Source organism: Chitinophaga sp. (assembly GCF_017745275.1).
In the GTDB taxonomy this organism is placed as follows: domain Bacteria; phylum Bacteroidota; class Bacteroidia; order Chitinophagales; family Chitinophagaceae; genus Chitinophaga.
The window spans coordinates 335,463-360,677 of sequence record NZ_JAGHZS010000001.1; the positions used below are offsets into that span (position 1 = coordinate 335,463).

Below are 25,215 nucleotides of genomic sequence, written 5' to 3' on the forward strand. Positions count from 1 at the left end.
TTTATGCTTATAGCCCCTGGACAAAGGAATGATCGACCAATGCCATGCCATTTATACAACAATATCAACAACCTCAATCGTCTACCTGAAATGTCAAAATAAGTTTTATGTTTATGAGAAAACTACTAGCATTGCTATGTACCCTGTACCTGTTACTGCCGCTCTTTTCCCAAGGGCAAAATACTTACACAGGCAGGATCACAGACGCCAAAGGAGCGCCGCTGCCCGGCGCCAGCGTCATGATACAACATTCCCGGAAAGGAACTGTTACAAACGCCGACGGGCAATTTAGTATTGCCGGGCCATCGGATCTTGTACTCGTTGTTAATTTCACCGGGTATAAAACCAAAACGTTTAAGCCAGGCGCTACCCCTGTCACGGTGGCGCTGGAAGAGGATGTAGCGCGCCTCGATGAAATTGTGGTGACAGGTTTGGCCACCACCGTTAAACGAAGAAATGCGGCTAATGCGGTGGCGGTGGTATCCGCCAAAGAGTTGTCGGGGACGGCGCCGGCGCAGACTTTTGATGCTGCGCTGAGTGGTAAAATTACCGGCGCTAATATCGTTGCCAACTCCGGTGCACCGGGTGGTGGTATTTCGGTGAAGCTGCGGGGGGTATCTTCCGTGTATGGTACCACGCAGCCGTTATATGTTATTGACGGTGTAATTGTCAGTAACCGTAGTATCTCTGCGGGTCTGAATGCCGTTACCAGTGCGCAGGGCGGTGGATTCCCCACTTCCACACAGGATAATGCCACTTCCAGGATTGCAGATATCAACCCGGCGGATATTGAAAATGTGGAGATTCTGAAAGGGGCTTCTGCTTCTGCGATTTACGGATCACAGGCATCTGCAGGGGTGGTGATTATTACCACCAAAAGAGGAAAGGCAGGTAAAACAAGGCTCAACATTTCGCAGGACTATGGCTTTGTTACCGCCTCGCATCTGTTGGGAATGAAAACATTAGATACCGCATCGGTAAGTGAACGGGGATGGGACGCAATACGTTACGACGCCGCACAAAAAAGTGGTAAGCTGTACAACTACGAAAAAGAAATGTATGGCAACCGGGGAACCACCAGGAATACCAGCATCAATGTAAGTGGAGGATCAGACAAAACCACGTTCCTGTTTTCCGCCGGCATGAAAAAAGAAGATGGTATCATCAAACGCACTGGTTATTCCAACAATAGTCTGCGACTGAATATCAATCATCGTGTAAACGACAGAATTAACCTTGGCCTTACTTCTAACTATGTCAATTCTTCCTCCGACAGAGGGTTAACAAATAATGACAATCAGAGTGTATCCCTGGGGATCAACCTGTCCTATATCACTCCTTATGATGAGTTACATCCCGATGCCAAGGGCATTTATCCAAACCCTTTCCGAGGCGCCAACCCATTACAGACCATTGCACTGATGACAAACAATGAGAAAGTAAACCGGGTGATCACGGGTGTAAATGCAGATGTTGTTTTACAGGAGTCTTCCAGCTCTGTTACGAAAGGAATTATAAGAGCAGGGGTAGATTTCTATCATCAAAAAACACAGGCATTATTTCCTCCTATCCTCTACTTTGAAATTGCCAGGGGAACAGGCGGGCACAATGTGCAGGGCAATTCAAGTGACCTGAATACCAACTGGTCTGCCTTCCTGGTGAATACACTTACGCCCAATCAATCTATGACGTTTACGTCTTCTGCAGGATTAACCCATGAATATGGTTCGTTTGATCAACTGATCAACGTAGGTACTAACCTGATTGGCGGACAATCCAGTGAATCACAGGCTGCTTCTGTGCGGGCCACACAAACCCGTTACCTTTTCCGTAATGATGGTATTTTTTTACAGGAAGAAATAGCCATTAAAGATTACCTGAATTTCACCGCGGGCGTACGGTTCGATAAATCTACCAATAACGGGGATTACAAAAAATACAATATCTATCCGAAAGCCAACGCATCCTGGAACCTCACCCGGATGGGCAATTGGGACAATAGTATACTGAACGACCTGAAACTGCGTGTAGCCTATGGTGAAAGTAGCGGATTCCCATCTTTCAACAGCCGCTTTACCACTTTACCTATAAATAATATTGGCGGACTACCAGGTTCTCTCATCAGCATTACTATGGGTGATGGCAACATCAAATCTGAACGGCAAACAGAATTGGAAGGTGGTGTAGACGTTAGTTTTCTGAATGGCCGAATTGGACTGGAAGCCACCTTTTATAATAAAATCATCAAAGATCTCCTGATGGCCGCCCGTGTACCCGGTTCCACCGGATTTTCCACACGATGGATCAATGGCGCCAATGTCCGCAACAGGGGGATAGAACTGGGATTAAGAATGATTCCGGTGAGCAATCGATCTATACAATGGACCTCCAACCTTAACTTCTGGATGAACCGTTCCAAAGTATTAAAATTGGATGTACCAGCTTTTGATCAGGGCAATGGATTTGGTACCGCTTATGGCACCAGCTATATAGAAGAAGGACAATCCATCACACAAATAAAGGCCACGGATGTTAACAAAAAGCTGGTGACATTCGGAGATATGGAACCTAAGTTCCAGCTGAGTTTTTTCAACGAAGTTTCTTTCCTGAAAGATTTTAGTTTGCGTTTCCTGCTCCACTGGAAAAATGGTAATTCCAATGTCAACTTAACTCAAAACACCAACGATGGAGGAGGTACCTCCTACGACTGGAACGATAAAAATGAAAAGGGTCAACCTATCGGATTAGTACGTCAGCGTAGCCCATGGATGTATGTACAGGATGCCAGTTATATCCGGCTTCGTGAATTTGGTTTGTACTACCGTATCAGGATACAATCTGTTTTCAAGCCGGTGAGAAATCTGCAGATAGGTATTTCCGCCAATAACTACTTTACCTGGACTCCATACAAAGGATATGATCCGGAGGTTTCCAACTTCGGTACCGGTTTCGGATCAGGGATAGACTTAGCGCCTTTTCCATCTTCCAAACGCCTGCAGTTTCATTTATCACTTGATTTCTAAAAAAATATTTATGCAACGTATATTTTCATTACTCGTACTCACGGGCTTACTGCTCACGGGTTGTAAAAACGAACCGATACCTAACCCCAACGCCCCTACGATTGATCAGGTGATAAAGAATCCCACCATTGCCGATTTAAACAACCTGGTCACCGGCTGCGAAGGTGGTATGCGGCAGGAGTTATCTCTACAGATAGATATCTTAAGCATATTCGGGCGGGAATACTATCGCTTTTCCGGTTCAGAACCCAGGTGGACAAAGGACCTGGTGGGGAAAGAAGACTTTTCCCTGAATCCAAGTTCTTACTATTGCTTCAACTATTGGCTATATCGTTACAACGTGGTAAAAAATGCCAACCTGTTACTGACCGGTGTAAAAAACTCTGTTTACCTGTCGAACGACAAACAACGTAATGGCTATATTGCTTTTGCCAAAACCATTATGGCGTACCAGCTGCTGATATGCCTGAACCTGACGTATGAAAATGGGATCCGTACAGATGTAGCAGATCCTGATAAGCTGGGACCTTTTTTAACGAAAGATGCCGCCTATACTGCCATTGCTCAAATGTTGGAGGATGCGAATACTGCTATGTCAAATGCTGATTTTCTGTTTCAACTCTCGCCCGGCTTTGATGGCTTTAGTGATGTTGCCGGTTTCCGGAAATTTAATCGTGCGCTGGCGGCCCGTGTAGCTGTTTATCGCCAGAAATGGACAGATGCGCTGGGCTTCCTGCAGGCATCCTTTATGAACAAGGGAGAAGGCGCTGATCTGAATACCGGAGTGTATCACATATATGCCGCCGCCAGTGGTGATCTGGTCAATGACCTCGTTACCCTGCCAGATGGTATCGCCGAAATAAGATTTGTACAATCCTCCTTTGCGCAGGATATAGATCCGGCAGATAACCGTATTAATAAAACATCCCTAAGATCAGCACCTATCACCAAGGATAAACTTACTTCCGATAGGGACTTTGCCTTGTATCCAAAGGAAACCAGCCCGGTTCCGATTATACGCAATGAAGAGCTGATACTGATTTATGCAGAAGCCAGTTTGCAAACCAATCACCTCACAGAAGCAGCGGATGCACTCAATCATATCCGTACCGCTCATGGGCTGACGGCAAGACATGATTTAGATACAAAAGAGAAACTGCTGGATGAAATGCTGGTGCAGCGCAGGTTTTCACTGTTTGGAGAAGGGCATCGGTTTATTGATATGCGCCGGTATAACCGCTTGAATACGTTGCCAAATGACCGGCCGAAGGATCATGTGTGGCAACAGTTGCCGCTACCAGCGCAGGATGTGCAGCAATAAGTGAAATTAATATGTTAGGGAAAAGGCATTAAGGGAAAGACTTAATGCCTTTTTTTGTACCTTTAAAAGGTTAACCGTTTTCCCCTGAAGAGGGCTTTAAATTAAAGCTTAACCCCAGCCAATCATGACAATAAATACTTGCCTATTATCACCGGGATTTTCAGCCGTATTTTATGATGATCTATCAACAAGTAGTGATAGATGTATTTATTCATTTACGTATTCATTTTCAACGTTAAAGATACGTATTTCTGTTCTTTGTTCGCGAATCGCGAACAAAGAACAGAAATACGTATCTTTGAAATATGAGAGTTCACAATGGTATGCGTCCCCAGGACGTAGTCGTTTTACTAAAGATATTAACCATACAGGGAGACTGGCAGTACCGGGACCTGTCTGCGGCCCTGTCTATCAGCGTTTCTGAAATAGCGGAGTCGCTGCACCGCAGCTCAGTAGCAGGCCTGATTGATGGACAGAAAAAGAAAGTATATCGCACTTCCCTAATGGAATTTATCCAGTATGGATTGCATTATGTCTTTCCACAAGTGCCTGGACAAACCGTAACCGGTATTCCTACTGCTCATTCCCATCCCTTTTATAAAGCACATTTTTCCAGCGAGTCTAATTATGTATGGGCGGATGATAAGGGCACTATGAGAGGCATGTTGATTGAGCCTTTGCATAAAGGTGTAGTGCAGGCGGCTAAAGAGGATGCGTTATTATACAAAACATTAGCCAGTATTGATATTATCCGGGTAGGTAAAAACCGGGAAAAAAAACTGGCCATAGAAGAGCTTAAAAAAATCATACTAATATGAGCCACAGAGAAAACATCACAAGAATTAAAGCTGTTTATAATGCTTTGGAAGAACTACAACGGGAAGTTGTATTCGTAGGCGGAGCTACTGTTTCCCTATATGCGGACCGCGCTGGAGAGGAAGTCAGGCCCACCAACGATGTCGATATTCTTATTGAGCTACTCAACTACAATGATTACCAACAGCTGGAAAACAAGTTAAGGGCGAAAGGATTTGTGAATGATCATGAATCCCGTATTATCTGTAGATATAAGGTCCAAGGTATTGTAGTGGATGTGATGCCCACTTCTCCAGACATTCTGGGATTCACCAACAAATGGTATCAGAAAGGCTTTGCCAATGCAGTAGACTATCGGTTGGCTACCAATGAGCAGGAACACTATGTCATCCGGCTTTTCTCACCCGAATACTTCATTGCCACCAAACTGGAAGCATTCAATAACAGGGGACAATTTGACGGCAGAACTAGTTCCGATTTTGAAGACATCGTTTATTTACTCAATAACCGGACTACTATCTGGCAGGAATTAGCCTGTGCTGAAGAAGATGTAAGGGATTACCTGTTAACCGCCTTTACAGCATTAATTAACAATCCTTACCTGGATGAATGGATAAGTGCCAATATGGAGTTCTCTGAAAAAGGACGGGTGGCATTTATTATAGCGCACATAAAACAGCTCATCGCGTCCAACTAAAGCACTACAAGCCCAACCAATAAATATCATACTACACCCTTTGTCATCACATACCCCCCTGCCGCTATCACCCCTGCCAACGCTGTATTCAAAAAATTCACCACATCATTCCCGATATAACGCCCACGCTCCAACGTAGCACCCAGTAAAGAATCAATTACATTGCCCAATACACCCGCCAGCCATACTATCAGCACAGCAGCATTTAAGCCAAAGAAAGCACCGTATACCACTGCAATGAGTAACGCGCCGGCAGCGCCCAGCATCGTTCCTTCCAGGCTGACAACACCATCCAGGCCTTTGGGCTCTTTTTTAAATGTGAGGATATTATAAAAATTACGGCCATATACCATACCTAATTCAGAAGAAAGGGTATCTGCAGTGGCGGAAGCCAGGCTGGCCGCGAGCATCAGGCACCAGATATACGTATATGACGGATAGCCTAATGCCAATAATCCCATCATTGCCGCTACTCCACCGTTGGCAAATACCTGTCCGGCGGTACGCTGCTGTGGATGAGGATCTGCGGATACCTGCTTCAGTTGTTTTTTATGTGAAGTAGCTTTTACACCCAGTACAAAAAAGGTTCCCAACAATACAAGGCCTCCATAGCCTGCTCCCAGCAGCACCAGCAAGGCAACAAAAAATGCCATTACAGCCCCGGGTATCGTGAGTTTGTTGAGTTTAACACATAAGATGGCTATAGGGATGATGAACATCACCATTACCAGGGTGCCAGAAGAAAAAGAGAGTTGCGTCATGGGACGCAATTTAAGCAGAAAGCAGAAAGCAGAAAGCAAAAAGCTATTGTAGCGGATGACTAAAGCGTATAATATCCGCTACTGTTAATCGCTACAATAGCTTTTTGCTTTATGCTTTCTGCTCTACAAACGGTGATGCCTTTTCTTTCACCCATTCGTGGTGCAGCGCCCAGCTATCCCATACGGACTTGGCCCATTTGCGGATTGCGGCGTAAAGCGCATCATTGGTGCCTGCTTTGAGCACTTCCTGTACCGTGATGGCAGCAGGTTGACCGGGAGGCGTAATGGGCCCCCATTGTTGTTTGGGAATAATACTGTGAATATGTTGTACTTGTCTGCCGGTATACCGGAGTTCCAGCGCAAGATAAAGTCCTATCAGTGCATAGGCAGTGGTGATACCTTTAGCTATACCGCCGGCGTGTTGGGCACTGTAGGCATCTATGGCCAGCTGATGATGGAAATCGGGGTGTTCCAGGGCAAATGTGCGGGCGGAAAGTTGTTGAAAGAGATCCAGGCATTCACCGGATGCATTGTATCTGTCGGAGGGGGCGAGTTGCTCGTCTGCCAGGTGCAGGTGACAACCGGGGCAAATAATTTTGTTTCCTGTCATAGCTGCGGAATTGATGCTGGTGTAAAAGTTAAATGTAACGATTTTACACCAGCATCGATGTTAATCCGCCGAAAAGCTTATTTGGCGTACCAGTCTCTCAGCCTGACGTCAATTTTTTTATTGCCGGCATCTACCAGCGATTTAAACTTGCTCACGTCGCTGAATCCATCTTTACCACGGTAGTGGTATGGATATACGATTTTAGGAGCAAAGGCCAATACTGCATCTGCAGCTTCGGGTACATCCATCGTATAAGGCAGGTTCATACAAACAAAAGCCACATCGATATTTTTCAGGCTACGCATTTCAGGAATGCCCTGGGTGTCGCCGGAGATATAGATATTCTTTTTGCCGTAGTTCAGTACATACCCGTTGCCTCTGCCTTTGGTGTGCATGGTATTAGGCCCTTCCGGCAAGTTGTACATAGGAATCGCCAGGATGTCAATACCCGTTTCTTTTTTCTTATCACCGTTTTTCAGCACCACTACATTGGCTTTATCTTCCGCAGGTATTTTATCTGCCACTACCTGTGGTACGATGATGATAGTTTTGGCGGTTTTCACGGCTTTCAGCGTAGCGGCGTCGAAATGATCCCCGTGAATATCGGTGACCAGGATCAGGTCTGGCGCAGCGAGGCCTTTATATTTTTCAGCACCACCTACCGGATCTACGTAGATAGTGGATTTGCCGGCTGTTAATACCAGGCTGGCATGATCAATGGGTTGAATGGTTAACTCCCCGCCGGTAGCGGGAATAACATCTGGCTTTACCCGTTGTGCAAACACCACGGTGGTGGCCAACAGGAAGCATAAAGAGAGCATACTGATTTTCATATGAAGTTGATTGTACCTGTTAAAGTTAGCTCGTTTATTCGTCTTTTTTAATAAAATGCTACATTCGTTATTACTCCAAATTCATTTATGTAGATGAGGTCCGCGCTTATTACCTTTTTACTCTTCGTACTTGCCTGCCCTGCTCACGGGCAATCAGACAGTACCGCTGTGACGGATAGCGTTGTTACGCACATACAGGCCACCGATACACTCATCCGTTATCGTATCAATGGGGCTTACCTGGGCAGTATCTGGCAGGACCTGAAGTATACTGTAGCCAGGCCCGCTCATTGGGAAAAAAGGGACTATATACGGTTGGGTGTGATCACCGGGGCGACAGGTATTTTGCTGGGCAGCGACTACGGCATCAAACAATTCTTTATACACCATCAAAGTAATTTCGTGACCAGCGTTACGGATCAGATAGAACCCTTCGGCAACGCGTATTCTCCTTACCTGGTGGCGGGTATGTATGTAGCGGGTGTAATAGCCCATGATCGTAACCTGGAGCATGGCGGGCTGATGGCGGCGAAGTCACTTATTATCTCCACCGTCATTTATGCCACTATTAAAAGTATTGTGAGAAGAGGACGGCCTACTTACTACGACTCCCCCTTTACTTTTGAACCACCCTTCTCCAAAGATAAGCAACATACCTCCTTTCCTTCCGGGCATAGCCTGACGGTAATGACAGTAGCCACCGCCATGGCAGAGTTATACGGCAAAGATCATCCCTGGGTGCCGTGGGTGGCGTATAGTATCGCCGGGCTTACCGGCATCACACGGCTATACGAAAATCGTCACTGGAGCAGTGATGTGTTGATTGGATTATCGCTGGGGCATTTTGTGACCAAAAGTATTTTCCGGCATCACCGGGAGCTGGAACATAAAAAAGCGATGCAGTTACTGACCCTTCATTGATTCACACAAAGAAGCAAAGGAGCAAAGGAAATAGATCTTTGCGTCATTGCCTCTTTGCGTGCAACTAGTTCGCTGCATTGCCATTATACTTATCCAACAATTGTTCGAGGTCACTTACTTTATCCGGGTACTCCGCCGCTACGTTGGTACGTTCCCGTACATCCGACTGCAGGTTAAATAATTCGATGTTTTTGGTCCCTGTTGTTTTATCCACGATGCGGCGCAGTTTCCAATCGTCTACACGGATCGCTTCCGGAGTGCCATTGTTAACGTAATAAATAGGCTGGTGTGCAATATGTTCCTGTTGGCCCGTGAGCAGTCCTGCTACAGATTCTCCGTCCAGTGTTCTGCCGGCTGGCAGCGGTGCTTTTACCCATTGTGCCAGCGTAGGTAATACGTCCATACTGGTAAATGCATCGGTGATGGTTTTGCCGGCAGGCACATGATTTTTCCAGTATACGATGAAAGGTACACGGTGGCCTCCTTCATAAGTTTCTCCTTTCTTACCACGGAAGATACCTGTGCTGCCTACATCCCATGGCTTAATTACGCCGTCGGCCGACATCCGCGCGGGGTAATCGATCCAGGGACCGTTGTCGCTGCTGAAAATGAAAATGGTATTATCTGCCAGCCCCTGTTTCTCCAACGCTTTCCAGAGCGCCGCCAGGTTGGTATCTATCTCCTCAATTACATCTCCATACAATCCACCTGCTGATTTTCCCCTGAATCTTTTGGACGCTGCCACCGGCAAGTGCGGCATGTTGTGCGCCAGGTACAGGAAGAAAGGCTTATCCTTCTTTTGTTGTTGTACATATTTGATGGCTTCCCTGGTGTACAACTCCGTGAGCGACGTATCTGCCGGACGATAAATTTCCGGTGTTCTGTCGCGGTAGATTTTCAGCACGGTATCTGTTTTCACGTAAGGAGAACGGTAATCGTGGCTGTACAACAACCCGAAGTAGTGATCAAATCCCTGTGCTACGGGGAAGTTATACGGCTGAATATCTCCCAGGTGCCACTTGCCTATCATGCAGGTATTGTAGCCCACACCTTTCAGCATTTCTGCGATGGTCACGTCTTCATCCGGCAAGCCGATTTTATAGCCCGGAGGAATGGGGAAATTTAGTTGCGAACGGGTGGGATAACGCCCGGTCAACAGGCTTACCCGCGAAGGTGTACAGGATGGTGAGGTGACCATATAGCCCGTTGCCTTCACGCCCTTATCTGCCACGTGATCCAGGAAGGGTGTCCGGATTTGCGGGTTGCCATAACAACTCAGGTCACTATATCCCATATCGTCTGTGAGCACAAAAATAATGTTAGGGCGCTGCTGTGCATACAACTGATGACTGCCGCCAATAGAAAGCCCTGCCAGTAAACAATAGAGATACTTCTTCATAAATAATTATTACCAGTTAGGATTTTGTGATAATGCCGGATCCAGGTCACGCTCTTTTTGCGGCACCGGCCAAAGATAATGCCTGGACTTATCAAATGCACGATTAAACGAAACTACCTGCACAGTAACAGGTTGCCCGTTGTTATTCCAGGTAATGCCGTATACGGGGCCTGTCATCACAGTTTCCGCTGTTTTCCAGCGACGGATATCATACAGGCGTAGCCCTTCAAAGGCCAGTTCTACGGTGCGCTCATAACGTACCGCTGCACGCAGCTGGCTTTGTGTGAGCCCCACCGGTAGTGCCGGCATATTTACATCTGCCCGCTGACGCACCGTGTTGATAGCGTTATATACGGTTTGATCCAACTGGTTCAATTCAATTTTTGCTTCTGCATAAGTAAGCAGCACTTCTGCATAACGCAGCAGGATAATGTTGATACCGCAGTTAGTGGGGTTGACATAATCTTCTGCATTCACATATTTCTTCAGGTTATAACCAGTGGTGGAGGCAATATAAGTGCTACCGATAGCATCGGCAGTGCCGCTGTTGGGCGCCGGATGAAACACCTGTCCGGAAGGCAGTACATCTCCATCTGTGAAAAGGCTGTATTTCAGGCGGGGATCGCGGTTGTCGTAGGGATGGGCAGGATCATAGTTGCTACCGTTATCGTTGATGCCTTTGCCGTTGGCAGTTTGATATGTATCGGCCAACACACGGGTAGGCACATACGAACTATTACCATTCTTCTGGCTGTACGGCGCCAGCAAACTAAATACGTTGTTGGGATAGTTGTCTTTGATAAACTGTTTATCCAGGATCACTTCCTTGTTATTTTCTGCTGCATAGCTGAATAATTTCTGATAACTTTCATACAGCGTGTAGCCGAGACCGTTCACCTGTGTTGCCGCATCTGCGGCCAGTTGATAGCGGCCGGCAAAAAGATCGGCACGGGCTTTTAACGCCCAGGCAGCGCCGCGTGTGATGCGGCCCTTGTCTGCAGCTGCATAGCTGGCAGGTAGCAGGGCGGCTGCTTCGGTGAGTTCTTTGTCGATGAAATCGTAAATTTCAGACACCGGCGTTCTTTTCAGGCTCCGTGCCTGTTCCAGGGTAATAGAAGTAGTGACCAGTGGTACATCTCCATATAAACCTGCCAACTTAATATACTGGTAAGCGCGTAATGTTTTGGCTTCTCCTTTGAACTGGCTGATCAGCGCGGGCGTAACAACGGTAATTTTATCCACATTTTCGAGGAAATAGTTGCTGGCGTGGATGCCTTTGTAGGCGTTCTTCCACTCGCCGTATACCTTGGCGCTGGACTGGTCATAAGTGCCCAGCTCAATATAGGCTTGTACATCGAAGTTCTGGTTGGTATGACCGATATCCGTGAGGGCATCCAGGGCGATGATATTGGTAGAGTCAAGGTCCTGGTACAGTGCATTCACGGCCAGTTTCGCGTCGGCTTCTGTTTTCCAGAAAATATTCACAGCCAAACGATCTGTAGGCGCGGTATCCAGCAAATTTTTATTGCAGGATGCAAGCAGGACGAGGAGAAAAAGATAGATATTTCTATTGATTAAGTTCATAGCATTCATTTTTGCACAGCACTAGAGCTGCAGGTTAATACCAACGGTGTACAACGATGTTTGCGGGTAATACACGGCGCGGCCGGATTCCGCTTCCGGATCCAGGTTCCATTCATTCAGTTTGGAAATGGTGAACAGGTTGGTAGCAGATACGTATACCCGTGCGCTGCTGAGGAAGGCTTTCCGCGTGATGTTGGATGGCAACTGATACGCCAGTTGTATATTTTTCAACCGCAGGTAAGAACCATCTATCACCAGCCGGTCAGACGTCGCCACGTTGCGCAGATCATACTTCAGCGGTCTTGGGAAACGGGCATTAGGATTATCCGGTGTCCAATAGTTGTTGGTATAAATTTTATGTGTGAATCCTTCCTGGTTACCCATTTCAGCCAGTGCGCCGGATAAGCGGGTATCTACTTTAGCGGCGCCCTGTAACAGGATATTCAGCTCTATGCCATGATATTGAATACCGGCATTGATACCAAAAGTATATTTTGGGAAAGACACTCCTATATTGGTCATATCGTTCGCATCAATTTTACCGTCGTGGTTACGGTCTACGTATTTTACGTCTCCCGGTTTAGTATTCGCTGCCAGGGTGGGATATTTACTAATTTCTTCCTGGGTCTGAAACAGGCCATCTGTCTGGTATCCCCAGAGGGTGTTGATGGGAAGTCCTGTTTTAATGATATAACGGGGATCAATATCCGAACCCGTGATATATGGCCCGGTTCCTTTCAGGTCTGTTACTTTATTTTCGTTATAACTAACGTTGGCGCCTATATTATAACGTATTTCGCTGGTAGGTTTGCTGCTGTAATTCACGGCAATTTCCACGCCTTTATTTTCTACAGCACCCGCGTTTTGCGGTGGAGCATTGAGTCCTACCGTAGCGGGGATATCCAGGTTGAGAAGAATATCCGAAGTAAGCTTGCGGTAATAATCGGCCGTTAACGTGAGTCGCTTATCGAGGAAAGCGGCATCCAGACCGAGATCCAACTGCTTTGTAGTTTCCCATCCAAGGTCGGTATTGGCCAGTGTCGTTTGCCGGTAGCCGGGTACCGGCACGCCGTTAAACGTATAGCTGGTAGCGGTGAGTGCATCGTAGTAACTGTAGAGATCTACTGACTGGTTGCCGGTACTGCCATAGGAGCCCCGTATTTTCAGGTCGTTGACCACCGGAAGCAGCGAGGCAAAAAAGTTTTCCTGCGAAATGCGCCAGCCTGCGGAGAATGACGGGAAGAAGCTGTATCGTTTATTGCCGGCGAAACGGGAAGAGCCATCGTAGCGACCGTTTACTTCCAGCAGGTATTTGCCGGCATAAGCATAGTTGATTCTGCCAAAATAAGAACGCAGTCCCCAGGTGGCATCACTCCCGCCGTTGCTTTTGGTACCGTCGTTGGCACCTTGCCCGATAGAGGTGATATCGTTGTTATAAAAACGTTCGCGGTACGCTGAAAGGAACGATTGTTTATTGCTGATTTGTGAATATCCGGCCAATGCCCTGAGGTCGTGTTTACCAAAGGAGCGCTCGTACGTGAGCAGGTTATTCCACGTATATTCTTTGAGGTTATTGCGTACTTCTGTGAGCGAATTGTTCGTTACCGTTTTGGTGATGTTGGTGTTTTTATCGGTATTCGTATAGGCGCTTAGGAAGTTTTTCTGGCTGGTATATACTACACGCGCGCCGAATTGTGTGGAGAACCGGAGGCCACGCAGCAGTTCCACATCTCCCTTTATATTTCCATTAAAGTAATCCACCTTCTGTTTGGACAGGCCGCCTAATTCATCGAACATGAGTGGGTTGTTACCTTGTGTGCTGAGGCCATAGGTGCCGTCCGGGTATTTGGGTACGGCCCAGAGTGATCCATGCAGCATGTTATTGAAAGGCGCTACAGAAGGCGCATTGGAAGCATTGTTCTGGTAATGGATATCACCGGCTACGTGAAAGCGGCTATTCACCGGCGTAAGGTCGGTGTTCAATCGCAATTCGCTGAGCTGGTTGCTGTAATTTTCCACGATACCCTGCTGATCCTGGTAGCGGATGCTCAGCCGGCTTTTCACGACGTCATTACCGCCGGCAACAGAGAGCGCATGACTCTGCTGTGGCGCAGTTTTCAACATGGTCTGGAACCAGGTGTTGGGCAAAGGGTATTTATACCGGTCCGTTGCATTCACATATTGTTGAATAGAGGCCTCTGTGAAACGGGCGGGTACAGCCACGCCGGCGTTGGTATAAGCTACTACCTGTTCCCGCATATAGGATTCGATGTCCATCATTTGCGGTTTATTCACGCTTTGTTGCCATGCGTAGTAGCCGTTGTAGTTCACAGTTACCTTACCGGCTTTAGCCCGTTTGGTAGTAATCAGGATGACCCCATTGGTGGCACGTGATCCGTAGATAGCGGTAGAGGCGGCATCTTTCAATACAGTAAGCGAGGCAATATCTTCCGGGTTGAGGTAAGACATTTGTTGTTCTATTCCATCTACAATCACCAGTGCATCATTTTTATTGAGATCGAAGCCGCTGGTGGAGCTGTTGTTGGTATTGAAAGTAGTGATCCCTCTTACGCGGATAGTAGCCGCTGATGTGCCCGGAGCGCCACCTCTGTCTAGTACAGTCACACCGGGAGCAATGCCTTGCAGCGACTGTTGTATATTAGACACGGGCCGCCGCGTGATATCAGCTCCTTTGATTTGGGCCACCGCATTCGTTAAATCGCTTTTCTTTTGTGTGCCATATCCTACTACTACAATTTCTCCCAATGCGGTTTCATCTTCCTGCAGGCGCAACTGGAGGAGGTCACGGCCATTTACTGCCACTTCCTGTTTTTTAAAGCCAATGCCGGTAATTAGCAAGGTATCCGAACCGGTGGCGGTAAGAACAAATCGGCCCTGTCCATCTGTTACCGTGCCTGACCTGCTATGCTTCACCAATATATTGATGCCCGGTAGCGGATCTCCTTTACCTGATTTTATTTGTCCTGTTATCTTCAGCGGTTGCTGGGCCAGGGCAGTGAAAGATAATAGCATGGCGATGCCATACATGAAAAGTGCAAGCTTTTTCATTCAGTTGATAGTATTAAAATGATAGCCTATGATCAGCTGGAAGTAATGTTGGTTTTGTGTTTTTTCATTGATGGGGACAAAAGTATATTTTATAGTCTACAAATCCTATAGGGTAATAATATTTGTAGAAAAAATTACGAATTACGGATTTGTGGGTAGATAATAGCGGGTATTATCATTCGCGTTTACTTTCGACCCACAAATCCGTAATCCGTAATCCGTAATTCGAAATTCTTCCCCTTTACGTATCTTTCCTGCAAAATTTTCAGAACTATATGAAACGTATTGTTGTCCTCTTTGTTTTTGTAGCCGCTCATACCATTGGATTTGCCCAGGAAACGGAAGATTACTCCCAAATCACCAAAGAAACCCTGAACTATGAAGAATACCGTGTCAAAATTACCCGCCCTCCTTATGGACTGGAAAAAGTGTTAGGACTGATCAGCCGTATCAAAGAAACGGAGGACGAAAACCTGGTACTGAACCAGAAAGATTATATGGCGTTATCACTTCGTGAGAAGTTCACCTATCATATGATTCACCCGGAAACGTATAGCCAGAACTGTGATGCCACCCCACCGGTACCTGAATCAGAGAAAAAAATATTCGGACAACTACCAGATGGGTTCAATGATTTTAGCTGGAGTGAACGCCAGGGAAAATTCTTCGATGCCAACCGCGACTCTGTTATCGCCCTGATGAGCGAATCAATTAACAGGAGTAACCGGGTGGGCATTAACTATAAAAGAGCCATCGCAGATATAAATGGCAGAGAAATGATTCCATTGCTGATCAGCACTTATAATAAGGATCATAAAGACAAGGACATTCTTACCCTGCTCATGTTACTAATGAAAAACAATGAATACACCCCTTTCATGACGTCCGCTTCCTATAAAAAATTATATGCCGCACCTAACCAGGAAAGCAGCTACCGGGCTTACCTGGTTGGTAATACGGCGAACGAAGAACTGATTATACAACGTGCCACCGCTTTTTATAATGGGCTTCCTAAAAAACATTAGTGCATTAGCGCTATTGATATGCTGCTTTTATCCTGTGCAGGCACAGGATAAAAGCAGCTATATATTAGTACCTAAAGGATCATACTGGATTGGGAAAAAACAACATGGTTTTAATCCCCGGCGGCAGGTAACCGTAGATAGTTTCTACATCGCCACCTGTGAAACCACCAACCGGCAGTTTGCGGCCTTTGTAGCGGCTACCGGCTACATCACGGATGCAGAGCGGCGTCACAACGCCCTTGTATTTTTGCCAGGGCTAAAGGAATTTGAATGGCATGAAGACAGTACCGCCTGCTGGCGTTTCCCCAATGGCGTTAGTGTGGGCGGCATCGATCAAAAAATGGATCACCCTGTTACCTGCATCAGCTACAACGATGCCGAGGCTTATTGCACCTGGGCCGGCGTACGGCTACCTACCCTGGAAGAATGGGAAATAGCTTCGCGCGCAGGCGCTGCTACCGATTACTTTTTCGGCAACGACCGGTCTCTCCTCGGACAATATGCCAACATCTGGCATGGCCGTGATCATTTAAAAGCCGATAGCTCAGATGGCTACATGTATACTGCACCCGTAGGCAGCTTCCGGCCCAATCCCTGGGGATTGTATGACGTATATGGGAATGTATTTGAATTTTGTTCCGGTAAAGTACTGGCGGATGAAAGTGCTGCTATTGTGCATGCCCGCGGCGGTTCCTGGTGGTGCAGCAGCGCATCCTGCTCTTTTTTCAACTCTGCTGATATCGGCAGGGTAAACCGACGGGCATCATTTAGCAACCAGGGATTCCGGGTAGCTAAGCGCTAATTCTCCTTTTATTTCTTAACCCGCAAATCAGTGACCACTGCAGCCGGCAACATGGATGTCAACTGTACTTCCGGCTGAAACGGCACTTTAAATTCATTCTCTTTTATCTTCACTTTTTCGCAGGCTGTCAGGCTAAAGGCCGCGCGTATATTGCCTTGTGGCGCCATATAATCCTGCATCCAGGTAACCTGGTTATGGCTGAAAATAAGGTTAGACGTACTCCGTGCAGTGAGGATTGGATAATCATAAATCCGGAAGATGTTGTTTTCAATACGGATATTGCGATGTACCATATATCCTTTCACCAGTGTGTGGTTTTCCGGCGCAATGGCAATCACAAAATTACCGGGGGCTGAATTGTAGCCGACTCCTTCAAACGTATTACCAGTAATGGTTACATCCTCTACCGGGCCGGATTCATACCAACTGCTGGCATCATCGGCAATCAAGATCGCATGCATACCGGTCCTGTAAAAGATATTGTCGGCGATGATTACTTTTTTCCGGGTAGTCACCAGCAGTCCGCGTGTGTTAGTACCTTCAAAGCGGCAATTTCGTATAGTCAGCGACGGTGTCCAGGTGATATTTTCGAGGCAGTCACCCACCTGTACGGCGGCGGGGACATTTTCGCTGAGTGTAACTTCCATTTCCCGTTCAGAAAGCATGCGGGCGGCGGTAATGCGGCCATTCCCCAATCCCTGCAAGGCAGCACTGCGTATAAATGCCACGCTATCACCGGCGAAGAAAGCAGCAAAGCCATAGGTTTGATGGTGCATGAATTTCAGCTTGAGGACCTTTGGAGATACGCGTTCCGTTACCTGCAAATGCGTGCCATGCACGTTTATGGGATCATCATGTAACCCTTTAAAATGCGAACCGGTGATTTCGATGAGGCCCTTGCAACCGGAGAAATGCATGCCATCGGCAAAGGATGCCATGGCTCGTCCGCGGCCTTCCGGTGTTACCTGTATATGCTGATAGTAGAGGTTTTCCGAGAACTGCGCCACAATACCCAATCCATGCATATACCGCATGTTGATATCCTGCAGATGAATATCTTTTGAATGATGGATAAAGGCGCCCACCTGGTCGCGGATACCATCCCGCACGGTGAGAATATCACCTGGCTTGCCTTTGAAGCCGGAGAAGTCGCCATCGAAGCGTACTATTCCCGGGCTTAACAGCGTGGCTTTACTTTTATAAAAAGGATCCCAGGAAGAGTAGGTATTTACGCCTTTGATCGTATCTGCTAAGATGGCGTGGAACTGCTTCATGCCCCATTTTTCGCCATACCATTCCAGGCGCTGGTTGATGATAACAAACCTGGAATCCGGGTGTATGGCTGCTGTAATGCTGGCAGGCGACACGTTTTCCAATGTCATCTCCGACATGGATGGCCGCTCAAAATCAATGGTCAGCTGGCTTAGGGTAATGTTTTCACAATGATCCAACAACCAGGTAATCATCTTCCCATGAAATACAAAAGTAGCACCATTACCGGCAATGGTCAGCTCCCGGCAGTTTTCAAAAAACAACCCGATTGTTTTCTCTTTATTGGGTGCCTCTGTTTCGTTGGAAGTGTTGGAAATAAAATAAGTTTTCCTGACTGCACTATCAGGGTAGAAATCGTACCGGCCAGGCTGAAATTCAAGTACCGTACCGGCTTTATCCTTATTGGCATCGATAACGCGCTGTACAGCAGCTGTCACATCTTTAAACGTGTTGGGTGTGACGTTAACGGGTATACGTTGTTGTGCGCTGGCGGCAACTGCTAACAATAAGCCGGCCAATATAGTGGAAAATCGGTGCATCATGTTTCTGTTAAGAGGGAAAGCTACTACATCTGCCGCTGATGAACTGATATTTTTTGCTGAAATACTATCACTGTTTTAACTTCAGAACAAAAACCAAATCATCGCCACCGCTGCTGCTGTCATGATAATCAGCGTGAGTACACCTAATATATTTGAGAACTTCGAATTGGTAAACTCCTTCATGATCTTTTTATTGTTGCCAATATGCATAATCATGGCAATCAGAACTGGTGCGGTCAATCCATAGGCAATAGCGGTGTATAACAGCGCCTTGATGGGGCTTACACCGAGGAAATCGAGCGATAATCCTACGATCAGGGATACGATAATAGAAATATAAAAGGGCTTCGCCTGCGCAAACTTCTTATCCAACCCGGCAGGCCAACCCATGGTTTCTGCCAGCATATACGACTGGGAACCGGCCAGCACCGGGATAGCCAGCAGCCCCGTTCCCAATACGCCGGTGGTGAAAATGAAATAAGTAAGCTTACCTGCCAGTGGCTGCAAGGCCTTCGCTGCCTGATCTACAGTATCAATTTGCGTTACGCCGGCAGGGAACAATACACTTCCTGCGGTAAGAATGATAAAGAACATCACGATGTTGGAAAACAACATCCCGGTATTCACATCTGTTTTCATATCATTCAATATCCGCTTATCTACCACAATATGGGTAGTATGATGTGCCATATCTTCCGCTTCCATCGTGGTTTGCCAGAAAAAGAGATAGGGCGAAATAGTAGTACCGAGGAGCGCTACTATAATAGAAAAGAAATCCTTATCGTAACGGATAGTGGGGATAAATGTATGTCGTAATACATCTCCCCAATCCTGCTTCACCATAAAAGGTACTACCAGGTATAGCAGTAACGATAAACAGAGCCACTTCAGGATCATCGCAATTTTCTGATACGGGTACTCAATAATTACGTACATCATCAGGGCAGTAATCAGCACGCAAAAAACAGATACTGGTACAGCCGGAAATATCATATGACAAACTGCCCCCATGCCCTGGATATCAGCGCCCAGGTTAAGCGTAATAGCTGGGAAGCTGAACAACAGCATTATATAGAGTACCGGACGTGGATAGTGTTTCTTCAGGGTAACGGTTAATCCCTGACTGGTTACCAATCCTATGCGGGCGCACATACCCTGCACACCAGCCATAAGCGGGAAAGTAAATAAGGCCGTCCATAGCGTTCCCAACCCAAACTGTGCGCCGGCCTGCGAGTAGGTAGCAATACCGGAAGGATCATCGTCACTGGCGCCTGTTACAAGCCCAGGGCCTAATTTTTTAAAGAAAACTACCAGCTTATTTTCAGAAGGCTGTTTGCTCATGAGGCAGCAACATTTAATAGGAGGTGGTAAGATAATTCAAATTTAGCAGAAAGCTGAAAGCAGAAAGCAAAAAGCTATTGACATGATTGAACAGAGCGAATAAGTAATTTAAATACTCGCTTCTATCAATCACGTCAATAGCTTTTTGCTTTCTGCTTTCAGCTTTCTGCTCTTACAAACTATGCATATACTCTTTGTAACGATTGTATAAATGCCCGGCTTGCAGGTAAGCAGATTGCGGGCTCATAAAGTGAGAGAATTCAAAAGTGATGGCCTTATCATAACCCGCACGGCGTGCGGCTTCCAGCTTCAAACGTAACTTCTCAAACTTAATGGGCAGGAACTTGATAGGCATGTCCCGGTCAAAACTTTCTGCATTGGTCCAGCATTGCAATCCATAGCGATCTGCCATTGTTTTATTGACGCGAAAAAAATCTTCCAGCTCACTATAGTCAATGTGACCATCCTGGAAAGCTACGGCATCTACAGCGCCGCGGATTTCGTCGAATATTTCGCTCCACTCTTTTTCGTGTTCCTGTATCGATACTGATTCAGCTTTGGTTAGTTGCCCGGAAGCAGCCATCACGGCCTTTTTACCATCTATCCAGGGAGAAATGAGTGTAGGCAGCCCCTGGCTTACTTCTTTGCATTGCAGGCCCAGCGTACGAAAAGCGGCAGCAGCTCCTTTTGTTTTACGACTGATTTCCATACTGAGATACCATCCTTTAAAACTTTTATGATGCCCGTAAGTTTTCCATACCTCATCTATCACAAAACGGTTGCTATCGATTTCATGCTGCATATCGCCGGTATCCCAGTATTTGCCGCTATCGTACAGGCCGAAATAAAATTGCATATCCAGTTCATCGGCCAGTTCCAGGAATAACTGCACCAGGTCTACCGGTGGCTCATAGCAACCAAACTGGTGAATGAGATAGGGAGAAGGATAAGTAATAAACCTGCGGTAACCACTACGGATCAGGATCACCGTATCAATACCGATGGCTTTCATGTGTTCAAAATCCCGGCGCCATTCTGCCCTGCCCCAGTTTTGGTGCGGGATATCGTGGCTGATTTCATCTATAAACGTTCCTGTGATCTTCATGACAATAATATTTTACGCGGCGGTCAAATGATGCTTTTCCTGTTGTGATACGTTTTCCGCGGCGGTGATGTGCAGGCGATCATACCAGGTAAATTTAAGGATTACCATACAGGTCAGCCATACGCCCATGGCCAGGAATCCTTTTTCAAAATAACCGAATACAAAACAGATCGGCATAATCACCATGCTCATCTGCCAGCAAATGCCTACCAATATATTCAGTATATCCCATTTAAATTGCTGATTAGGCAGGAAAGAAGGATCTGCCATTTTTGCCCAACGTGCTACTGGCGTCCACCAGCCCCATGGACGGGTATTTACATAGAATTCCGTTAACACCTTTTCGCTGGCGGCCGGTGTAAGCAGGCAACCTACAATGCTGCCCGTCATAGAAAATACCAGGATGATAAAGAACGAAATCAAGGTACCGATACCACTGCCAAAAAGATCGGCGTATTGCGGGAACCAGGCAGATGACAACAGGGCCATCAACTTAGGTACAAACGTAGCAGAGATTAACCCTACCAGCATACCGGAGAAATAACCGTAGCCGTTGAACCGCCACCAGATCCACTTCAGCACATTGGCCGCGGCATAGCCACCATAGAGTGCAGAAGAAATCCATAAGGTGAGTGAACTCAGTGAATCTGCAAATAACCCGAAAATACAGCCGGTTAAAATTACAGCTACCGACGTTACATAACTCCATTTCACATAATGCGCAGGCGCTTCATTGGGACGGAAATATTTTTTGTAGAAGTCGTTCACCAAATAAGCCGGTGCCGCATTCACAAACGCAGAAAAGGTACTCATAAACGAAGCCAGCAAACCCGCCAGCACAATACCTCTTACGCCTGCCGGCAAATAACCGCCCACTACCCTGCTCAGGATAATTTCGAAATCGGGTTTTGTTTGCCCCTGTAATACCGGCATCAGGTAATTGATACCAATCAGTGTTAACGCGCTCACCATCATGAACAGGGGAATATACAGTACCAGGTTGGTAAACCCGGTCAGCATCGCTGCTTCCTTCGGCCTTTTGGCACTGAGTATACGCTGCATATCAAAACCCGGTACCGGGCCTGCCAGGCTGGAAAATACGCCTTTGGCAATCATCATCATCACCAGTGCGCCAAACCAGGTAAATCCATCTTCCGCTACTTTCTGATTCGCCTGCGGGAAAGAACTGCTCCAGTTCACATCCAGTTTCCAGGTAGGCCAGAAATTACTCCAACCCTCCGGTACTTTGTTATGCAACTCCGCATAGTTCACATCATGTACGGCGTATGTCACCACCAGTACACAACTCACCAGCAGGATACCATACTGCAATACTTCTGTAGCTACCACGCTGTACATTCCACCTTTTACCGTATATAAGGTGGTGAGCGCCACAATGATCACGGCATAAGTTTGCTGGCTGGTCAGCAGCGGGTTCGATAAATCCCATGGCAAAATGCTGCCACTGAATTTACCGATGCCTACAAACACATAACCGATAAACCCGATCACACTCACAATGGCAAACAGTACCACGATGATATGTGCCAGCCGGCCACCCCGGTCATCTCCGAAGCGCTTGGTGATCCAGTCGGCTCCCGTCATCGCATTACTGCGCCGGATCCAGATGGCCAGGAATACCATCACAAAAATCTGGTTCCAGATAGGCCATAACCAGGGCAGCCACGCGGCCTTGAAGCCATATATAAACAGCAGCGCCACATAAAAGGCGGTACCGCTTACATCAAACATGCCACTACTATTGCTGAATCCCAGCCAGTACCATTTGATGTTATTATCTCCCAGGAAATACGACTGGATATTTTTAGATGCTTTCTTCGATATCCAGAATCCCAGCCCCACAATAACAGCGAGGTAAAGAAAGATGATCACAATGTCTATTGTCGCCAAATTCATGATAAAAAAATTACGAATTACGAATTACGAATTACGGAAGGACGCGAAGAACTACAGGGAATTACGATTTACGAATAACAACGGTAAGCTCCGTCCCAATTCGTAATTCGTAATTCCTAATTCGTAATTCTTTTTAACACGCTCACCCACTTCAGGTAGCCTTCCCCGGAAAGGTGCAGCCCATCATAAGTATACTTTGCATCCAGTTGCCCGCTGTCATCCAGCAGGGCATCATAGATATTGATAAAAGCGACGTTCAGGTCGGCCGCCATCTGGCAGATACCGCTGTTGAGTGCCTTGATTTGCTCGTTGGTGCCACTATAATATTGGCGGCCTATTAACTGGTTGTTAATAGGGAATACGCTCTGTACATAAATACGGGTGGCAGGCGACTGCGTTTGCACGGCAGCAAGAATGCGCCGATAGGTAGCTACAATCGATGCTGCCGGCATTTGTTTATTAATATCGTTGGTGCCTACCAGGATGAACAGGCGGGCCGGCCTGTGCCGGATCACTTCATCTACCCGGGCTAATAAGCCATTGGTATTGTCGCCCGCGATGCCCCGGTTCAGGATGTTGGCTTTGCCCAGGAACTCTGACCAGTCGCCCCACTGCGTGATACTATCTCCAAAAAAAATCACCGGCTTCTTTGCGGTGGGTAATTGTTTAAAATAGGCAGTACGACTATCGTACAGATAATTATGATAGCTGGAATCCTGTGCCAGCAACTGCGTCATGGCGCACATTAAAAGCATAGGCAGCATGGTTGATATCTTCTTCATATACATTTATGTTTTCCAGTACCATTGCCGGCGGGTAAACCATACGGCAACAGCGGATACAATACCGGTAAAAAATATACCCCGTGCAATTCCCCACCCTACAGACTGCCCCATACTTCCAAACAGTGTAATGGCACCCGTAAGGTGTAAGAGCGGCAGCAATAACAGGTTGCCGGCAACATAAGCCACCATGGGATTACGGCCGGCCATCGCCAGGTAATGGACAGTCACATTTCCTGCTTTACTGTATTGCCAGGAATAAAAAATTATCAATGCCAGGAACGCTAAACCGGCAGTAACAAAGTAATAGCTAAACGTGGCCGGATCTTTTTTGATCCCTCCTTCAAATGACTCAAAACATAGGCCCAGTACAACAAGATAAGCACCTGCTTTCAAAAACAAATGCAATAACGGAAATTCTTTTGGCGCCGTTTTCCGGATGGCGGCATAACAAGCACTTAACCCTGCTATTGTCAACAGCAAATTGATAGTGGTATGCCGGCCAAACAGTAAACAAATATTTCCTGCCAATACCACCGCTGCACACCAGGCGCCGGTCCGCAGATACCGGAGCGATGACTTTTCAGGCTGCTGTTGCACCGTGCCATACTGTAACATCCAGTCGCCCGCCAGCGTGCCAGGCAACAAGATAAACAGGTACTTCAAAAAGTTGCTGCTATACATCCAGGGTAACGGCGACCATGACAATAATGCGTGACACCAGCTACCTTCCTGCGTACCACTGAGATACATCCCCATGAGTAAAGGCAGCAGTGCGATGCGGAGCATCGGTTTGTTACTGGTAGCATACCAGCACAGCGTACCTGCCAGCGATACATTCGCCAAAATCAGGATAATAATATCACTGTTGTATAAGGAAAATCCCTTGTTGTCTGCAAACGGCAACGCATATACTAATATCGCCGTGAGCAATATGGCGGCCGCTTTCAGCGCATACCATAAAACAGCACGACTTTGTGGCTGGTAAAACAACACGAATAAGAGTGCAAAGGATAACAGCGATAATCCATATTCCATCGCACCCGGTACTTTACTTAATCCTCCTGCCGTCATCTGGTGGCTGAATAAAGCAAAGAATACCAGCAGGCAAAAGCGTTTCACCGTTGTTTCTAAAACAGCCCAGGTACCTGCCTGCATTTTTTTCTTTAGGGAGAAGGGAATCGCGGCGCCCATGCTGAATATAAAGAAAGGGAACACGCAGTCTACCCAGCTAATACCCGGCAGCGCCGGATTGAAACCATGCGTAGGCGGCGGCTCCTGCGCATGGTACATCCATGCCGGCAGTATGCCAAAGGCAATACTACCGGCTAAGACCATAGCAACAATGGCCAGTCCCCTTAATGCATCCAGGCTTTGATTACGCTGCTTCATATG

At 46.9% G+C, this 25,215-nt stretch carries 19 protein-coding genes; 7 read left to right on the forward strand and 12 right to left on the reverse strand.

Features of this window, described 5'->3' with window-relative positions; translation table 11 throughout:
• Positions 1–113 precede the first annotated feature (113 nt).
• The 4 genes from J7623_RS01395 (at position 114) to J7623_RS01410 (ending at position 5,857) form a co-directional block, all read left to right on the forward strand.
• The gene (locus J7623_RS01395) at positions 114–3,023 is read left to right on the forward strand and encodes a SusC/RagA family TonB-linked outer membrane protein (RefSeq protein ID WP_291916371.1); all 2,910 of its coding nucleotides are present in this window, start codon (positions 114–116) and stop codon (positions 3,021–3,023) included.
• A gap of 10 nt (positions 3,024–3,033) precedes the next feature.
• Complete coding sequence (locus tag J7623_RS01400) at positions 3,034–4,344, forward strand: RagB/SusD family nutrient uptake outer membrane protein (RefSeq protein WP_291916373.1); 1,311 nt, start codon at positions 3,034–3,036, stop codon at positions 4,342–4,344.
• A gap of 305 nt (positions 4,345–4,649) precedes the next feature.
• Positions 4,650–5,162 (forward strand): hypothetical protein, encoded by a 513-nt coding sequence (locus tag J7623_RS01405; protein WP_291916375.1) that lies wholly within the window; start codon positions 4,650–4,652, stop codon positions 5,160–5,162.
• On the forward strand, positions 5,159–5,857 hold the full coding sequence (locus tag J7623_RS01410; RefSeq protein WP_291916377.1) for a hypothetical protein: 699 nt from the start codon (positions 5,159–5,161) through the stop codon (positions 5,855–5,857). The genes J7623_RS01405 and J7623_RS01410 overlap by 4 nt, the downstream gene beginning before the upstream one ends.
• Before the next feature lie 26 nt (positions 5,858–5,883).
• Here J7623_RS01410 and J7623_RS01415 read toward each other — a convergent pair whose 3' ends face one another.
• The 3 genes from J7623_RS01415 to J7623_RS01425 all read right to left on the reverse strand — a co-directional run bounded on the left by J7623_RS01415 (position 5,884) and on the right by J7623_RS01425 (position 8,061).
• On the reverse strand, positions 5,884–6,618 hold the full coding sequence (locus tag J7623_RS01415; RefSeq protein WP_291916379.1) for a DUF92 domain-containing protein: 735 nt from the start codon (positions 6,616–6,618) through the stop codon (positions 5,884–5,886).
• A gap of 109 nt (positions 6,619–6,727) precedes the next feature.
• Complete coding sequence (locus J7623_RS01420; RefSeq protein ID WP_291916381.1) at positions 6,728–7,228, reverse strand: DUF5946 family protein; 501 nt, start codon at positions 7,226–7,228, stop codon at positions 6,728–6,730.
• 77 nt (positions 7,229–7,305) lie between these two features.
• Complete coding sequence (locus tag J7623_RS01425) at positions 7,306–8,061, reverse strand: MBL fold metallo-hydrolase (protein ID WP_291916383.1); 756 nt, start codon at positions 8,059–8,061, stop codon at positions 7,306–7,308.
• A 93-nt stretch (positions 8,062–8,154) separates the two neighbouring features.
• Between J7623_RS01425 and J7623_RS01430 the strand changes: the two genes are divergently transcribed.
• Positions 8,155–8,982: a phosphatase PAP2 family protein gene (locus J7623_RS01430; protein ID WP_291916385.1), complete on the forward strand. Its 828-nt coding sequence runs from the start codon at positions 8,155–8,157 to the stop codon at positions 8,980–8,982.
• Positions 8,983–9,046: 64 nt separating this feature from the next.
• On the opposite strand, the gene J7623_RS01435 is transcribed toward J7623_RS01430, so the two are convergent.
• From J7623_RS01435 to J7623_RS01445, 3 genes are read right to left on the reverse strand one after another with little or no spacing between them, the layout of a single operon-like run.
• Complete coding sequence (locus J7623_RS01435) at positions 9,047–10,381, reverse strand: sulfatase (protein WP_291916387.1); 1,335 nt, start codon at positions 10,379–10,381, stop codon at positions 9,047–9,049.
• Positions 10,382–10,390: 9 nt separating this feature from the next.
• Positions 10,391–11,965, reverse strand: a complete 1,575-nt coding sequence (locus J7623_RS01440) for a RagB/SusD family nutrient uptake outer membrane protein (RefSeq protein WP_291916389.1) — start codon at positions 11,963–11,965, stop codon at positions 10,391–10,393.
• A gap of 21 nt (positions 11,966–11,986) precedes the next feature.
• Positions 11,987–15,034 (reverse strand): TonB-dependent receptor, encoded by a 3,048-nt coding sequence (locus tag J7623_RS01445; RefSeq protein ID WP_291916391.1) that lies wholly within the window; start codon positions 15,032–15,034, stop codon positions 11,987–11,989.
• Between the two features lie 275 nt (positions 15,035–15,309).
• Between J7623_RS01445 and J7623_RS01450 the strand changes: the two genes are divergently transcribed.
• Together J7623_RS01450 and J7623_RS01455 are read left to right on the forward strand one after the other, a co-directional pair.
• Positions 15,310–16,059, forward strand: coding sequence for a hypothetical protein (locus tag J7623_RS01450; RefSeq protein ID WP_291916393.1), 750 nt, complete (start codon positions 15,310–15,312; stop codon positions 16,057–16,059).
• Positions 16,037–16,861, forward strand: a complete 825-nt coding sequence (locus J7623_RS01455; RefSeq protein ID WP_291916395.1) for an SUMF1/EgtB/PvdO family nonheme iron enzyme — start codon at positions 16,037–16,039, stop codon at positions 16,859–16,861. Before J7623_RS01450 ends, J7623_RS01455 begins: the two co-directional genes overlap by 23 nt.
• Positions 16,862–16,869: 8 nt before the next feature.
• On the opposite strand, the gene J7623_RS01460 is transcribed toward J7623_RS01455, so the two are convergent.
• The 6 genes from J7623_RS01460 to J7623_RS01485 all read right to left on the reverse strand — a co-directional run bounded on the left by J7623_RS01460 (position 16,870) and on the right by J7623_RS01485 (position 25,212).
• Positions 16,870–18,675: a right-handed parallel beta-helix repeat-containing protein gene (locus tag J7623_RS01460; RefSeq protein WP_291916397.1), complete on the reverse strand. Its 1,806-nt coding sequence runs from the start codon at positions 18,673–18,675 to the stop codon at positions 16,870–16,872.
• Between the two features lie 81 nt (positions 18,676–18,756).
• Entirely contained in the window at positions 18,757–20,016 is a 1,260-nt protein-coding gene (locus tag J7623_RS01465; protein ID WP_291916399.1) for an NRAMP family divalent metal transporter, read from the reverse strand.
• Positions 20,017–20,188: 172 nt separating this feature from the next.
• Positions 20,189–21,121 (reverse strand): DUF4434 domain-containing protein, encoded by a 933-nt coding sequence (locus J7623_RS01470; RefSeq protein ID WP_291916401.1) that lies wholly within the window; start codon positions 21,119–21,121, stop codon positions 20,189–20,191.
• Positions 21,122–21,133: 12 nt separating this feature from the next.
• Positions 21,134–23,038, reverse strand: a complete 1,905-nt coding sequence (locus J7623_RS01475) for a sodium:solute symporter family protein (RefSeq protein ID WP_291916403.1) — start codon at positions 23,036–23,038, stop codon at positions 21,134–21,136.
• A 116-nt stretch (positions 23,039–23,154) separates the two neighbouring features.
• Complete coding sequence (locus J7623_RS01480; RefSeq protein WP_291916405.1) at positions 23,155–23,820, reverse strand: GDSL-type esterase/lipase family protein; 666 nt, start codon at positions 23,818–23,820, stop codon at positions 23,155–23,157.
• Between the two features lie 6 nt (positions 23,821–23,826).
• A complete protein-coding gene (locus tag J7623_RS01485; protein ID WP_291916407.1) occupies positions 23,827–25,212 on the reverse strand; it encodes a DUF5009 domain-containing protein in 1,386 nt (461 codons plus the stop codon).
• Between the last annotated feature and the right edge of the window lie 3 nt (positions 25,213–25,215).

Coding starts and splice junctions, on each gene's coding strand:
- J7623_RS01395 (WP_291916371.1), top strand. CDS start 114: ATGAGAAAACTACTAGCATTGCTATGTACCCTGTACCTGTTACTGCCG.
- J7623_RS01400 (WP_291916373.1), top strand. CDS start 3,034: ATGCAACGTATATTTTCATTACTCGTACTCACGGGCTTACTGCTCACG.
- J7623_RS01405 (WP_291916375.1), top strand. CDS start 4,650: ATGAGAGTTCACAATGGTATGCGTCCCCAGGACGTAGTCGTTTTACTA.
- J7623_RS01410 (WP_291916377.1), top strand. CDS start 5,159: ATGAGCCACAGAGAAAACATCACAAGAATTAAAGCTGTTTATAATGCT.
- J7623_RS01415 (WP_291916379.1), bottom strand. CDS start 6,618: ATGACGCAACTCTCTTTTTCTTCTGGCACCCTGGTAATGGTGATGTTC.
- J7623_RS01420 (WP_291916381.1), bottom strand. CDS start 7,228: ATGACAGGAAACAAAATTATTTGCCCCGGTTGTCACCTGCACCTGGCA.
- J7623_RS01425 (WP_291916383.1), bottom strand. CDS start 8,061: ATGAAAATCAGTATGCTCTCTTTATGCTTCCTGTTGGCCACCACCGTG.
- J7623_RS01430 (WP_291916385.1), top strand. CDS start 8,155: ATGAGGTCCGCGCTTATTACCTTTTTACTCTTCGTACTTGCCTGCCCT.
- J7623_RS01435 (WP_291916387.1), bottom strand. CDS start 10,381: ATGAAGAAGTATCTCTATTGTTTACTGGCAGGGCTTTCTATTGGCGGC.
- J7623_RS01440 (WP_291916389.1), bottom strand. CDS start 11,965: ATGAACTTAATCAATAGAAATATCTATCTTTTTCTCCTCGTCCTGCTT.
- J7623_RS01445 (WP_291916391.1), bottom strand. CDS start 15,034: ATGAAAAAGCTTGCACTTTTCATGTATGGCATCGCCATGCTATTATCT.
- J7623_RS01450 (WP_291916393.1), top strand. CDS start 15,310: ATGAAACGTATTGTTGTCCTCTTTGTTTTTGTAGCCGCTCATACCATT.
- J7623_RS01455 (WP_291916395.1), top strand. CDS start 16,037: ATGGGCTTCCTAAAAAACATTAGTGCATTAGCGCTATTGATATGCTGC.
- J7623_RS01460 (WP_291916397.1), bottom strand. CDS start 18,675: ATGATGCACCGATTTTCCACTATATTGGCCGGCTTATTGTTAGCAGTT.
- J7623_RS01465 (WP_291916399.1), bottom strand. CDS start 20,016: ATGAGCAAACAGCCTTCTGAAAATAAGCTGGTAGTTTTCTTTAAAAAA.
- J7623_RS01470 (WP_291916401.1), bottom strand. CDS start 21,121: ATGAAGATCACAGGAACGTTTATAGATGAAATCAGCCACGATATCCCG.
- J7623_RS01475 (WP_291916403.1), bottom strand. CDS start 23,038: ATGAATTTGGCGACAATAGACATTGTGATCATCTTTCTTTACCTCGCT.
- J7623_RS01480 (WP_291916405.1), bottom strand. CDS start 23,820: ATGAAGAAGATATCAACCATGCTGCCTATGCTTTTAATGTGCGCCATG.
- J7623_RS01485 (WP_291916407.1), bottom strand. CDS start 25,212: ATGAAGCAGCGTAATCAAAGCCTGGATGCATTAAGGGGACTGGCCATT.